The 13267-nt window shown below is 69.0% G+C and carries 15 protein-coding genes; 12 read left to right on the plus strand and 3 right to left on the minus strand.

The annotated features are described in order from the left end of the window. Nucleotides 1-79 precede the first annotated feature (79 nt). From purD to I4484_RS04850, 6 genes are all read left to right on the plus strand, one after another. Nucleotides 80-1375 (plus strand): phosphoribosylamine--glycine ligase, encoded by a 1296-nt coding sequence (gene purD, locus I4484_RS04825; protein ID WP_197449867.1) that lies wholly within the window; start codon nt 80-82, stop codon nt 1373-1375. 50 nt (nt 1376-1425) lie between these two features. After that, a complete protein-coding gene (locus tag I4484_RS04830) occupies nt 1426-1866 on the plus strand; it encodes a thioesterase family protein (RefSeq protein ID WP_197449868.1) in 441 nt (146 codons plus the stop codon). Continuing rightward, nucleotides 1866-2738, plus strand: a complete 873-nt coding sequence (locus I4484_RS04835; protein ID WP_197449869.1) for a phosphoribulokinase — start codon at nt 1866-1868, stop codon at nt 2736-2738. Before I4484_RS04830 ends, I4484_RS04835 begins: the two co-directional genes overlap by 1 nt. 44 nt (nt 2739-2782) lie before the next feature. Continuing rightward, a complete protein-coding gene (locus tag I4484_RS04840) occupies nt 2783-3127 on the plus strand; it encodes a histidine triad nucleotide-binding protein (RefSeq protein ID WP_197449870.1) in 345 nt (114 codons plus the stop codon). A 141-nt stretch (nt 3128-3268) separates the two neighbouring features. Further along, nucleotides 3269-3913 (plus strand): 2-polyprenyl-3-methyl-6-methoxy-1,4-benzoquinone monooxygenase, encoded by a 645-nt coding sequence (gene coq7 / locus I4484_RS04845; protein WP_197449871.1) that lies wholly within the window; start codon nt 3269-3271, stop codon nt 3911-3913. Nucleotides 3914-3922: 9 nt separating this feature from the next. Continuing rightward, nucleotides 3923-4528 (plus strand): DNA-3-methyladenine glycosylase, encoded by a 606-nt coding sequence (locus I4484_RS04850; RefSeq protein WP_197449872.1) that lies wholly within the window; start codon nt 3923-3925, stop codon nt 4526-4528. A gap of 69 nt (nt 4529-4597) precedes the next feature. Here the strand turns inward: I4484_RS04850 and I4484_RS04855 are convergent, their stop codons facing one another. Genes I4484_RS04855 through I4484_RS04865 form a run of 3 tightly spaced genes read right to left on the minus strand, consistent with a single transcriptional unit; the run spans nt 4598 to nt 6780 of the window. Further along, nucleotides 4598-5017 (minus strand): OsmC family protein, encoded by a 420-nt coding sequence (locus I4484_RS04855; protein WP_197449873.1) that lies wholly within the window; start codon nt 5015-5017, stop codon nt 4598-4600. A 60-nt stretch (nt 5018-5077) separates the two neighbouring features. Further along, the gene (gene murU / locus I4484_RS04860; RefSeq protein WP_197449874.1) at nt 5078-5743 is read right to left on the minus strand and encodes an N-acetylmuramate alpha-1-phosphate uridylyltransferase MurU; all 666 of its coding nucleotides are present in this window, start codon (nt 5741-5743) and stop codon (nt 5078-5080) included. Beyond that, nucleotides 5740-6780: an aminoglycoside phosphotransferase family protein gene (locus I4484_RS04865; protein ID WP_197449875.1), complete on the minus strand. Its 1041-nt coding sequence runs from the start codon at nt 6778-6780 to the stop codon at nt 5740-5742. The genes murU and I4484_RS04865 overlap by 4 nt, the downstream gene beginning before the upstream one ends. A gap of 137 nt (nt 6781-6917) precedes the next feature. Between I4484_RS04865 and I4484_RS04870 the strand changes: the two genes are divergently transcribed. From I4484_RS04870 to I4484_RS04895, 6 genes are read left to right on the plus strand one after another with little or no spacing between them, the layout of a single operon-like run. Beyond that, nucleotides 6918-9341 (plus strand): LPS-assembly protein LptD, encoded by a 2424-nt coding sequence (locus I4484_RS04870; protein WP_197449876.1) that lies wholly within the window; start codon nt 6918-6920, stop codon nt 9339-9341. 49 nt (nt 9342-9390) lie between these two features. Further along, the gene (locus I4484_RS04875; protein ID WP_197449877.1) at nt 9391-10059 is read left to right on the plus strand and encodes a SurA N-terminal domain-containing protein; all 669 of its coding nucleotides are present in this window, start codon (nt 9391-9393) and stop codon (nt 10057-10059) included. A gap of 5 nt (nt 10060-10064) precedes the next feature. After that, nucleotides 10065-11120 carry a 4-hydroxythreonine-4-phosphate dehydrogenase PdxA gene (gene pdxA / locus I4484_RS04880; protein WP_197449878.1) on the plus strand — a complete coding sequence of 352 codons (1056 nt, stop codon included), beginning with the start codon at nt 10065-10067 and terminating at the stop codon, nt 11118-11120. A 24-nt stretch (nt 11121-11144) separates the two neighbouring features. Continuing rightward, nucleotides 11145-11957 (plus strand): 16S rRNA (adenine(1518)-N(6)/adenine(1519)-N(6))-dimethyltransferase RsmA, encoded by an 813-nt coding sequence (gene rsmA / locus I4484_RS04885; RefSeq protein WP_197449879.1) that lies wholly within the window; start codon nt 11145-11147, stop codon nt 11955-11957. After that, entirely contained in the window at nt 11954-12352 is a 399-nt protein-coding gene (apaG, locus tag I4484_RS04890) for a Co2+/Mg2+ efflux protein ApaG (protein WP_197449880.1), read from the plus strand. Before rsmA ends, apaG begins: the two co-directional genes overlap by 4 nt. A 60-nt stretch (nt 12353-12412) precedes the next feature. Continuing rightward, nucleotides 12413-13240 (plus strand): symmetrical bis(5'-nucleosyl)-tetraphosphatase, encoded by an 828-nt coding sequence (locus I4484_RS04895; protein ID WP_197449881.1) that lies wholly within the window; start codon nt 12413-12415, stop codon nt 13238-13240. Nucleotides 13241-13267: the final 27 nt, after the last annotated feature.

The following is a 13267-nucleotide window of genomic DNA, read 5'->3' on the forward strand; positions in this document are numbered from 1 at the left end:
TGCCGCGACGTCTTCCCAGCAGAACACCAGGCCCGTCCACTCGCGGGCCTGCGCAGCAAGAGACAGGAAAAGCAAGCGGATGAAGGTTCTGATCATCGGCGGCGGTGGCCGCGAACACGCCCTGGCCTGGAAGGTCGGCCAGTCGTCCCGCGTCGAGCGGGTCTTCGTGGCACCCGGTAACGCCGGCACGGCCCGTGAGCCGGGCCTGACCAACGTGGCCATCGAGGCGACCGAGCTGGAACGTCTGCTGGCGTTCGCCCGCGACGAGGACGTCGCGCTGACCATCGTCGGTCCCGAGGCGCCGCTGGTCGAGGGCGTGGTCGACCGCTTCCGCGAGGCCGGCCTGGCCATCTTCGGCCCCACCCGGGGCGCCGCCCAGCTCGAGGGATCGAAGTCCTTCACCAAGGATTTCCTGGCGCGTCACGCCATCCCCACGGCCGCCTACCGCACCTTCACCGAGGTCGAGCCGGCGCTGGCCTATCTCGCCGAGCAGGGCGCGCCGATCGTGATCAAGGCCGACGGCCTGGCCGCCGGCAAGGGCGTGATCGTGGCCATGACCCTGGCCGAGGCCGAAGCGGCGGTGCGCGACATGCTCGAGGCCAACGCCTTCGGCGATGCCGGGGCCCGCGTGGTGATCGAGGAGTTTCTCGAGGGCGAAGAGGCCAGCTTCATTGTCATGGTCGATGGCACCACGGTGCTGCCGATGGCCACCAGCCAGGACCACAAGCGTGCCCTGGACGGGGATGCAGGCCCCAACACCGGCGGCATGGGGGCCTACTCGCCCGCGCCGGTGGTCACCGAGAGCGTGCACGAACGCATCATGCAGCAGGTGATCATGCCAACCGTGCACGGCATGGCGGCCGAGGGTCTCCCTTACAGCGGCTTCCTCTACGCCGGGCTGATGATCGACGCCGAGGGCAATCCCAAGGTCATCGAATACAATTGCCGCTTCGGCGATCCCGAGACCCAGCCGATCATGCTGCGCCTGCAGTCCGACCTGGCCGAGCTGTGCCTGGCCGGCGCACGCGGCGAGCTGGCCGGCCACACCTGCGAATGGGATTCCCATGCCGCCGTCGGCGTGGTGATGGCCGCGGGCGGCTACCCCGGTAGCTACCGCAAGGGCGACGTCATCGAGGGGCTCGATGCCGCTGCTGCGACCGGCTGCAAGGTGTTCCATGCCGGCACCGCCGAGGACGCCCAGGGGCGGGTGGTGACCAGCGGTGGCCGGGTGCTGTGCGTCACCGCGCTGGGCCAGGGGGTGTCCCAGGCCCGTGACCTGGCCTATCAGGGCGTGGCGGAGATCCGCTGGGAAGGCGCCCAGTGCCGTCGCGACATCGCCTATCGGGCGATCGCCCGGGAGCGCCAGGCCGGTTGAGTCACGGCCAGGCGGCCGCATCACACGATAACAAGCGTCAGGGAGTGGGCATGGAGCGAGTCAAGCTGGAGTTTCCCGAGTCCGCTATCGTGCACCGGCAGCCGCTGTCGGTGCGCATCACCGACATGAACTACGGCCGGCACCTGGGCCACGATACCCTGGTGTCGCTGCTCCACGAGGCGCGCACCCAGGCATTCGGCGCGCTCGGCCTGAGCGAATGGGATATGGGGGGCTACCCCAGCGTGGTGGCCGACCTCGCCGTGCAGTACCAGTCCGAGGCGCGCTGGCCGGATGCCCTGGTGGTGGAGACCGCCTTGCCGGCGCCCACCGGCAAGGCGATCGCCGTCTATCACCGGGTGCGCCACGCCGAGGGCGGCCGGCCGGTGGCGACGGCGCGCCTCAACGTCGTCCTGATCGATCCGGCCCAGGGCCGCAGCGTGGCCATTCCCGCCGCCGTGCAGCAGGCCATCGCCGGAGCGGAGAACGCCTGATGTCGCGCGAATATCCGATCATCGCCGTGACCGGCTCCTCAGGCGCCGGTACCACCACGGTGAAGCGTACCTTCGAGCGCATGTTCGCCCGCGAGGACGTGCATGCCGCCTTCGTCGACGGCGATGCCTTTCATCGCTATACCCGCGAGGAGCTGGCGCGCATCTTCCGTGAGGAGCCCGAGCGCAAGGACCAGCTCTCCCACTTCGCCGTGGAGGCCAACCTGCTCGACCGCCTCGAGGTACTGTTCCAGGAGTACGGCGAGCACGGCACCGGCACCTACCGGCACTATATCCACGCCGAGGACAAGCAGATGATCGAGGCCGGCCACCAGGTCGGCACCTTCACCGAATGGCAGCCGCTGCCCTGCGGCACCGACCTGCTGTTCTACGAGGGGCTGCACGGTGGGCTGGTGACGGCGGAGCACGACATCGCCCGCCATGTCGACCTGCTGGTGGGCGTGGCGCCGACCATGAACCTCGAGTGGATCCAGAAGATCGACCGCGATATCAAGCTGCGCGGCTACTCCCAGGAGGCGGTGATCGACACCATCCTGGGCCGCATGAACGACTACGTGCGCTACATCCAGCCGCAGTTCTCGCGCACCCACATCAACTTTCAGCGCGTGCCCACGGTGGACACCTCCAACCCCTTCGAGGTGCAGGACATCCCCAACGACGCCGAGTCGTTCGTGGTGATCCGCTTCCGCGACCCCTCGACGGTGGACTTCCCGTGGCTGCTGGCGATGATCCAGGATTCGTTCATGAGTCGCCCGCATACGCTGGTGGTACCGGGGGCGCGCATGTCGCTGGCCATCGAGCTGATCCTGGCCCCGCTGGTGCGCCACCTGCTGGCCCAGCGCCGCTTCCGCTGAGGGGGCGCAGGATTCGACCCGCTGATCGATAGGAGTTCGAGCCGATGCAAGACTGCCTGTTCTGCAAGATCGTCAAGCGCGAGATCCCGGCCGACATCGTCTACGAGGACGATCAGGTGCTGGCGTTCAACGACATCAACCCCCAGGCCCCGACGCATATCCTGATCATTCCCAAGCAGCACATCGCCACGCTCAACGACATCGAGGAACACGATCAGGCCCTGGTCGGCAAGTTGCCGCGTGTCGCCGCGAGGTTGGCCGAGGAGCACGGCTTCGCCGAGGCCGGCTATCGCGTGGTGATGAACTGCAATGATCAGGGCGGCCAGACGGTCTATCATATTCATATGCACCTGATGGGCGGTCGACGCTTTACTTGGCCGGCTGGCTAGCCGGCGCTATGCGGAGCAAGCCGCGCGCGTCGAGGCGTGCGACGCATCAGGTGCACCCAATGACCGACGCCACCCCAGTGCGGGTGGCGTTGCCGTGACTGCCGGCCGCTTCCGGCTTGCCGCGAACAGGAAGAGGGTGAGATGAACCGCCACTACTCCCATGCCGACAACCTGGTCCATCAGTTCGATACGGTATTGCGTACCCTGGTGCCGCATGCGGCCGTTGCCTCGCGCCCCTCGCCGGCCACCGCGGATGTCCGGGACGAGGACATGACCGCCGACGAACGGCGTCACGCCGCGGGGCTGATGCGAGTCAACCACACTGGCGAGGTGTGTGCCCAGGCGCTCTACCAGGGCCAAGGCTGCACCGCCAAGCTGCCCGAGGTGCGCAGCCAGATGGAGCACTCAGCACAGGAGGAGATCGACCACCTGGCGTGGTGCGACGATCGGCTGCAGGAGCTCGACAGCCACACCAGCGTGCTCAATCCGCTGTTCTATGCCGCCTCCTTCGGCCTCGGGGCGGTGGCCGGCGCCATCGGCGACCGCATCAGCCTGGGCTTCGTCGCCGCCACCGAGGAGCAGGTGGGCAAGCACCTGGAGGAGCACATGGTCAAGCTGCCCGCGGGTGACCGCCGCTCGCGTGCCGTGCTGCGCCAGATGGCCATCGACGAGGCGCACCACGCCCAGCTGGCGCTCGAAGCCGGCGGGGCGCGCTTCCCGGCGCCGGTCAAGTTCGGCATGTCGCTGATGTCGAAGGTGATGACCAAGAGCGTCTATCGGATCTGAGTGACGGGCATGTCCGAGGAGATCCATCTGCGTTTCGTCGAAGTCGCTCGCGAGCTGAGCCCCGGTCTGGCCGATGCCTTCGAGCGCGGAGGGCCGGTCACGCTCCGGGCCGACGACAGCCGACCGCTGGCCGAGCGCCTGTGTCGCTCGATCGCGGGGCAGCAGCTGTCGGTGAAGGCGGCGCGCTCGATCTGGACGCGAGTCGTCGATGCCGCCGGCGACGCGCCGCTGATGGCGTTCCTCAGCGAGCCGAACCAGGACACGCTGCGCGGCTGTGGCCTCTCCGCTGCCAAGACGCGGGCGCTGTGCCTGATCGCCGAGGAAGCCAGGGCCGGGCGGCTCGAGGCCGATGAGTTGCGCCGTCTGGACCATGCCGAGCGCTCACGGCGGTTGACCGCGCTCTGGGGGGTGGGCCAGTGGACCGCCGACATGATCTCCATCTTCTACTTCGGCGAGCCCGACGTCTGGCCCGAGGGCGACGTGGCGGCGCGCAAGACCCTCGCGCGCCTCACCAGCCCTCGGCGCAAGACGCTGCGCACCGCGGCACGCTTCGCTCCCTACCGCTCGCACCTGGCGCTCTACCTGTGGCGCCACGTCGATGCGCCGCCCGTGTAGCCGCTGCGACGAGACGCAAAAGGCCCGCATGCGCGGGCCTTTTCTGTTCGGGGCGGTGAGTCCGACAGGTCAGTCGTCGACGATGCTGTAGGAGTGGGTGACCTCGACGCCGCCCTTGGCCAGCATGATCGAGGCGCTGCAGTATTTCTCCGCCGAGAGTTCCACCGCGCGCTTGACCTGGCTCTCCTTGAGATTGTGCCCGCTGACGGTGAAGTGGACGTGGATGCGGGTGAATACGGACGGCACCGCGTCGGCGCGCTCGGCCTCGACGGTGGCCACGCAGTCGGTCACCCCGGCGCGCGACTTCTCGAGGATCTCCAGCACGTCGAAGGAGGTGCAGGCGCCCATGCCCATCAGCAGCATCTCCATCGGGCGCGGCCCGGTATTGCGTCCGCCGTGATCGGGCGGGCCGTCGATCACCACGCTGTGACCACTTCCGGATTCGGCGACGAACTGGCGGCCATCGGTCCACTTGACGCTGGCTTTCATGAGCAGGGTTTCCTTATCGAAGCGTTCATGCGGGCAGCTTACCACTGTGCGGCGCGTGACTCAGCCTTGGCGCAGTTCCCGATCCAGCTCGACCAGACGCTCGGGCGTGCCCACGTCGACCCAGCGGCCGCGGTGATGGGTACCCCCGACGCGTCCGGCGTTCATCGCCTCGCGCAGCAGCGGGGCCAGGGGAAACTCGCCAGGCGGTCGTTCGGCTACCAGCGCCGGGTCGATCAGGCTGAGGCCGGAGAAGGTCAGGCGCGGCTCGCCGCTGGCGTGTACCCGGCCGGCGGAATCGAGGTGAAAATCCCCCTCCGGATGATGCGGCGGGTTGGCGACCAGCACCAGGTGGGCCAGGTCGTCGCCGAGCGGCGGCAGGACAGCGGGATCGAAGGCGCACCAGACGTCGCCGTTGACCAGCAGGAAGGGGGCGCCGCCCAGCAGCGGCAGCGCCTGGCGGATGCCGCCGCCGGTCTCCAGCGGGGTCGCCTCGCGGCTCCAGGCGATGCGGACGCCGTAGGCGTCGCCGTCGCCCAGCGCCTCGACGATCTGTTCGGCGCGATAGCTGACGTTGATCACCACCTCGCGAATACCCGCGGCCGCCAGTCGCTCCAGGTGGTGCGCGATCAGCGGCTTGCCGGCCACCGGCAGTAGCGGCTTGGGGCAGTGGTCGGTCAACGGCCGCATGCGCTTGCCAAGGCCGGCGGCGAGAATCATCGCCTTCATGTCGTCTCCGGATCGGCACGGCCCGCCAGACGGCGCTCCAGGGCGGGGCGGAAGGTGTCGGCGAGCCAGCGCTGGAAGGGCTCGTGCTCAGGCAGCGCGACGAGGCTTGCCTCGAGGTGGGCGAGGAAGTGCGGTAGGCGCTCGAGGTAGCCGGTGCGGCCATCGCGCAGGGTCAGGCGGCAGAAGATGCCGAGCACCTTGAGGGCACGCTGGGCGGCCATGGCCTGCACCTGGCGCTGGAAGGTGTCGCTCGTGGTGGCACCGGGCAGCCGGCCGTCGGCAATCGCCCGCTGGCGGAAGGCCTCGACCCAGGCGGCGAAGCGCGGCGCCGGGAAGCGGCAGTAGCGGCCGCGCAGCAGCGAGATCAGGTCGTAGCTGAGGGGGCCGGCCACGGCGTCCTGGAAGTCGATCAGGTAGAGCCGCTCGTCCTGCACCATCAGGTTCATGGCGTCGAAGTCGCGGTGCACCGCAACCACCGGCTGGGCCAGGGCGGAGTCGATCAATGCCCTTCGCAGTTCGAGCCAGCCGGGCGGCGGGGCCAGGCCGAGCCAGCGCCCGAGGCACCACTCGGGGAATAGGTCCAGCTCGCGGCCAAGCAGGGCGGCATCGTAGGCCGGCAGCGCGTCGGGAGCGGCGCGGTTCTGCAATTCATGGATCAGATCCATGGCGCGCTCGTGCCAGGCCAGGGTGTCGGCGTGCGCGTTACCGGCGAAGCGCTCCTGCAGCGGCGTATCGCCGAGGTCGTCGAGCTCGAGGAAGCCCGCCTCCAGATCCACTGCATGCAGCGCCGGCACCGGCAGCCCGCCGGCCCGCCAACGCCGGGCGATCTCGACGAAGGGGCGGCTGTCCTCCTGGGCAGGGGGGGCGTCCATCAGCATGCGCGTGCGGCCGTCGGGCAGGCGCAGGCGGAAGTAACGGCGAAAGCTGGCGTCGCCCGCGGCCAGGCGCAGGTCGAGCGCCGCGTCGGGCAGGCAGTGCTGGGCTGCCGCCCAGCGGCGCAGGGCGTCGAATCGCGTCGCGGTGTCGGCCGAGGTCATGCTGGCTCCTTGTTGTGCCGGGCGTTGCCGGTTGACGCTCGTGGGGCGCCGCCGCATGCTGAGCGGTCAGTCGCATACGACAGGCTGGGTGCGGTCTGTATAATACCGATTCTCTTCGCCAAGGACATCGAGGGACCATGGGCAAGCGACATGCAGGCGCGGCGTTGGCCGGCCTGATCACATCCGGCCTGACGTTTGGCGTGCCACAGGCGATGGCGCTCGAGCCGCTGCCGGCCTGGCAGCTCGACTGGCGACCATGGGCCGACGACCGTCCCGCCGAGGCGCTGTGCCGCGGCGTCTACGTGATGCCGGCATACCGCCTGCCCGCTACCGACGAACCCGGCCAGGTTCGCTCCGAATCCGACAGCGCCTACTACGGCGAAGAGGGCGAGACCATCCTCGGTGGCGAGGTGATCCTGCGGCGCGGCGACAGCCAGCTCGAATCGCCGCGCGTGAACGTGCCGGCCGCGCGTGACCGGGCCTACGCCGAGGGTCCCCTGGCGCTGCGCGATCTCAACCTGCTGGTACGCGGCGAGGCCGGCGAGGTGTCGCTGAACAGCGATGCCGCCAGCATCGATGCGGCCCACTTCGTGGTGCACGACCAGCATCTGCGCGGCGATGCGCTGCAGCTGGAACGGCTCGAGGATGGCCGTTACCGGCTCACCTCGGCGAGCTTCACTACCTGCGACCCGGGCAGCAACCTGTGGCAGCTGGTCACCGGCGACCTGGTGCTCGACCGCGAGAGCGGCTTCGGCACCGCGCGTCACGCCCGCCTCGAGATGGGCAACGTCCCGGTGTTCTACTGGCCCTGGGTGCGTTTTCCCATCGACGATCGCCGCCACACCGGCTTCCTGTGGCCGGCACTGGGGTTGTCCAGCGACAGTCTCGATTACGCCCAGCCGTTCTACTGGAACATCGCGCCCAACCATGACGCCACCATCACGCCGCGCTGGATCAGCGACCACGGCCTGCTGCTCGCCGGCGAGTATCGCTACCTCTTTCCTAGCGATGCCGGGCAGATCGAAGGCGCCTATCTCGGCAGCGACGGCGGCGGTGCCGATGGGGGCACGCGTCGCTACGAGGGGGAGGAGCGCTGGTACGTCGATTACCGCCACAGCGGACGCTTCGACGCGCGCACGAACTACGCCCTGCGCTACGGTGCAGCCAGCGACGGACGCTACTTCGACGATTTCGGCAGTGTCTTCGGCGACGACCCCAACAACATGCCCCGCCTGGCCCAGATCGATTATCGGGGTGATGTCTGGAACCTCGACGCGCGTGCCCAAGGCTACCAGAAGCTGGACGACCCTCTGCACGACCGCGACAAGCCCTTTTACCGTCTGCCCAGCCTGGCTGCCAACGCACGCTGGTCGCAGCCGGGCGGATGGTTTCAACAGTGGCGCTCCAACGTCACCTACTTCTGGCGCGATGTGGATCGCAACCGGGTCCCGCTGCGCGAAGCGGCGGTCGGGACCCGCCTGCACCTTTCCCCAGTCACCGGCTGGCGCTTCGACGAGACATGGGGGCACCTGGAGCCGCGGGTGGAGTGGCTCTATACCGCCTACGACCTCGACTACGGCGAGCGCCAGACCGAGCGCGACACCGCGCTGCAGCGTGCGGTACCGGTCGCCTCGGTGGATGGCGGCCTGGTGTTCGAGCGCGAACTCGAGCTCGGCGGGCGCGAGTATCGCCAGACCCTCGAGCCGCGGCTCAACTACGCCTATGTGCCGGCCCGCGACCAGAGCGAGTTTCCCGAGTTCGACAGCGACGAGCGCGCCTTCTCGTGGAACCAGCTCTGGTCGCCCCATCGCTTCTCGGGGTCCGATCGCGTCGGCGACCTCAACCGCCTCTCCTATGGGGTCAGCAGCCGCTTCCTCGAGGACGCCGACGGCCGCGAGCGCTTCTCGCTCGGCATGGGGCAGGCGGTCTATTTCGACGACCGCACCATCGACATGGCCGGCGACCCCGACACCCTGCCTCCGCCGGGTGCCGACGGCGGGGAGCGCCTCTACCAGGCGACGCGGGATCGCTCGCCGGTGGTCACGCGGCTCGACTGGCGCCTTTCCGATCGCTGGAGCACGCGCTACGAGTGGCTCTACGACGAGCAGCGCAGCCGCACCGAGCGGAGCAGCGTAGGCGTCGCCTATCGCGATCCGCGTGGGCACGTATTGAACCTTGCCTATCGCTGGCAACTCGAAGGGTTCGACCCTTCGGGAGAAGACGAGGATCGCCTGGGCTACGATCGCGAGGAGTATGATCTCTCCTTCGCCTATCGGGTCAACCCGAGGATCGATCTCATCGGCCGCTTCCTGTACGACCACACCAACCGCCGCAGCCTGGACCAGGTGGCCGGCTTGCAGTGGAACGATTGCTGCTATGGCGTGCAGCTGGTATGGCGCGAGTGGGTCGAGGACAGCGACACCGCCAACACCATCGAGGACGACACCACCGAACGCGGCATCTTCCTGCGCTTCGTGTTCAAGGGACTGGGCGGGGTCGGCGGCGATGCCGGCGACTATTTCGAGCGTGCCATCCCGGGCTACCGCAGCACGGCGTTCTGACGGGATCGGGACGCCACACGAGTGAAATATCATGAGAGGAAAGAGAGACATGCGGAAAACGCCTATCGCCATTCTGGGCGCCCTGGGCCTGGCCCTGTGCCTGGGCGCCGTGCCGCTGGCGGCACTGGCCCAGGAGCAGGACTTCCAGCCGGTGCAGCGGCAGTCACTGGATCGCATCGTGGCCGTGGTGAACCAGCAGGCCATCATGCAGAGCCAGCTCGAGGAGCGCATGGCGCAAGCGCGCAGCCAGCTTGCCGCCCAGGGACAGGGACTGCCGCCCGAAGCGATGCTGCGTGAGCACGTGCTCGAGCAGGTCATCCTCGAGGAGATCCAGCTGCAGATGGCGGCGGATGCCGGGCTCAGCGTCGACGATACCGCCCTCAACCGTCAGATCCGCGAGATTGCCGAGAGCAACGGCATGACCCTCGACCAGTTCGCCGATGCGCTGGAAGCCGACGGCCTGAGCATGTCGACCGTACGCGAGGAGATTCGGCGCGAGATGCTGCTGCGCGAGCTGCACCAGCGCCAGGTGGGCGGCCGGGTCAACGTCAGCAACCGCGAGGTCGAGCGCTTCATTGAGCAGCAGGGCGGCAACGTGAGCCGCGAGCAGGCGCGCCAGATGGTGTTCCAGCGCAAGGCCAACGAGGCCCTGGACGCCTGGCTCCAGGAGATCCGTGCCGAGGCCTTCGTCGACAACCGACTCGCCAGCGGCGGCTGAGCGCCATGCGGCTTCCCGCTCCCGTATTGGCCGTGACCAGCGGTGAGCCCGCCGGTATCGGCCCCGAGTTGACCCTGCAGCTGGCGCTGGAGAAAGCTCCTTCGGCCAGGATCGTGGCGGTGGGCGATCCGGCACTGCTGGCCGAGCGTGCCGAGCGGCTCGGCCTCGACGTCGAGCTGCACGCGTTGGCGCCGGGCGAGCCGGTGCCGGCAGCGCACCTGGGCGTGCTACCGGTATGGCCGGTGGCGCTGCGTGAGCCGAGCCGGCCGGGCGAGCTCGCCGTGGCCAACGCCGGCTACGTGCTCGAGACCCTCGACGTGGCGATCGCGGCCTGCCGCGAGCGGCAGGCCGATGCCATGGTCACCGCGCCGCTGCACAAGGGGGTGATCCTTGATGCCGGTCACGCCGGTTTCCGCGGCCACACCGAGTACCTGCGCGACGCCTGCGGCGCCGACGAGGTGGTGATGATGCTGGCCAGCGACAGCGCCTTGCATGCCGGACAGCCCGGCTGGCAAGGCGACACGGCGCTGCGGGTGGCCCTGGCCACCACGCACCTGCCGCTGCGCGAGGTGGCCGACGCGATCACTGCAACGAGCCTCGAACGCATCCTGCGCATCCTGCACGCGGACCTGGTGCGCTGGTTCGGCGTCACGGCCCCGCGCATCGCCGTGTGCGGCCTCAATCCACACGCGGGGGAGGGCGGCCACTTGGGCCGCGAGGAGATCGAGGTGATCGCCCCCTGCCTCGAACGCCTGCGCCATGAAGGCTTCGCGCTTGACGGACCATTGCCGGCCGATACCCTGTTCACGCCGCGACATCTCGTCGGCGTCGATGCCGTGCTGGCGATGTATCATGACCAGGGCCTGCCGGTGCTCAAGTATGCCGGCTTCGGCCGAGCCGCCAACGTCACCCTGGGATTGCCGATCATACGCACCTCGGTGGATCACGGCACCGCGCTGGATCTGGCCGGCCGTGGCCTGGCCGATGCGGGCAGCCTGCGGGTCGCCGTGGCGCTGGCCGCCGAGATGGCCCGCCGCGGCTCGATCGCGGCCGCTTCCTGACGAACGACAGACAAGGACACTTGCATGGCATCGCGCCCGCCGGTTCATCGCGCTCGCAAGCGCTTCGGCCAGAACTTCCTGCGTGACCCCGGCATCATTTCGCGCATCGTGCGCGCCATCGCCCCGCGTCCCGGCGACCGGCTGGTCGAGATCGGCCCCGGCCAGGGCGCCCTGACCGAGCCGCTGATCGAGGCGGCGGGCGGCCACCTCGAGGTGATCGAGCTGGACCGGGACCTGGTCCCGGGGCTGCGCGTGCAGTTCTTCAACTACCCCGGTTTCGTCGTCCACGAGGGCGATGCGCTGAAGTTCGACTTTCGGGCGCTGCGCGGCGATGGCGAGCCGTTGCGGGTGGTGGGCAATCTGCCCTACAACATCTCGACCCCGCTGATCGGCCATCTGCTCGAGGCTGGCGATGCCATCGCCGACATGCACTTCATGCTGCAGAAGGAAGTGGTCGAGCGCCTGGCTGCCAAGCCGGGCGGCGCCGACTGGGGCCGGCTCTCGGTCATGGCCCAGTACCGCTGCCGCGTCGATGACCTGTTCACGGTGCCGCCGGAGGCGTTCGTGCCACGGCCCAAGGTCGACTCGGCCATCGTGCGGCTGACCCCCTTTGCCGAGCCGCCGTGGCCGGCCGCGGACGAGGCGCTATTGTTCCGCGTCGTGCGCCAGGCGTTCGCTCAACGGCGCAAGACCCTGCGCAACAATCTCAAGGGGCTGGTCGGGGACGAGGCCCTGACGGAACTCGGCATCGACCCCGCCCGGCGACCCCAGACCCTCGCGGTGGAGGAATTCGTCCGCATCGCCAATCATCTGGCCGCTACGGAGACGACACCATGACCCAGGTACCGGAGACGCCTTTGGAACGGGAAGTGCTGGTCGACGTGGTGCCCGCCTTTCGCGACGACGAGTCCTCTCGCGACGAGTCGCGCTACGTGTTCAGCTATACCGTGACGATACACAATCATTCGAAGCATAGCGTCCAGCTGTTGGCTCGCCACTGGCGCATCACCCAGGGCAGCGGCAAGGTGCAGGAGGTGCGCGGCAAGGGGGTGGTAGGGCAACAGCCGCTGATCGGCCCCGGCCAGACCTTCCGCTACACCAGCAGGGCCATTCTCGACGGGCCGGTCGGCGTGATGGAGGGGACCTACACCTGCGTCGACACCGCCAGCCAGCGCCCCTTCGAGGTCGCCATCGCCCCCTTCCGCCTGGCCGGTCCCAACCAGGTACACTGACGTCGGCGGCCTGAGGGCTCTCGGCCGCCGGATATCCAACGCGACGCAAGGGAAAGTGCCATGACCGTCTATGCCGTCGGCGACCTGCAGGGCTGTCACGCCGAGTTCGTCGAACTGCTGGAGCGGATCGACTTCGACCCCGCCCGCGACCGGCTGTGGCTGGCCGGCGACCTGGTCAACCGCGGCCCCGAGTCGCTCGCCTGCCTGCGTGAGGTGCGGGCGCTGGGCGATGCGGCGTCGACCGTGCTCGGCAATCACGACCTGCATCTGCTGGCGGTGGCGCGCGGCGGGGCGCGACTCAATCGCAAGGATACCCTCGACGAGATCCTCTCCGCCCCCGACCGCGAGCCGCTGCTCGACTGGTTGCAGTCGCGCCCGTTGCTGGTGCGCCAGGATTTTGCGGACCATGGAGATACGCTGATGACCCATGCGGGGCTTCTTCCCCGCTGGTCCGCGGACGAGGCGGCCGCACTGGCCGCGGAGGTCGAGGCGCGGCTCGCCAGCGAAAGCAGCGGGGCCTTCCTCGAGCGCATGTACGGCAACGAACCGTCATGCTGGCAGGCCTCCCTCGACGGCATCGATCGCCTGCGCGTCATCGTCAACGTGCTGACACGCATGCGCTTCATCGATGCCGACGGCTGCCTCGATTTCTGCGCCAAGGAGGGGCTCGACAGCGCCCCGGCGGGCTTCGCCCCCTGGTTCCGCTACCCTCGCCGCGATGACGTACGGCTGCTGTTCGGCCACTGGGCGGCCCTGGAGGGGCGTGCCGAGGGCGCCCGGGTACGCACCGAGGCGCTGGATACCGGCTGCGTCTGGGGCGGCTGCCTCACCGCGCTGAACCTCACCACCGGCGAACGCATCGGCGTGCCCGGTCGCCGGCGCCGCTGATCACGCTCACCACCGAATTCGGGAGGC

The sequence above is a fragment of the Halomonas sp. SS10-MC5 genome (assembly GCF_015992245.1).
In the GTDB taxonomy this organism is placed as follows: domain Bacteria; phylum Pseudomonadota; class Gammaproteobacteria; order Pseudomonadales; family Halomonadaceae; genus Halomonas; species Halomonas sulfidoxydans.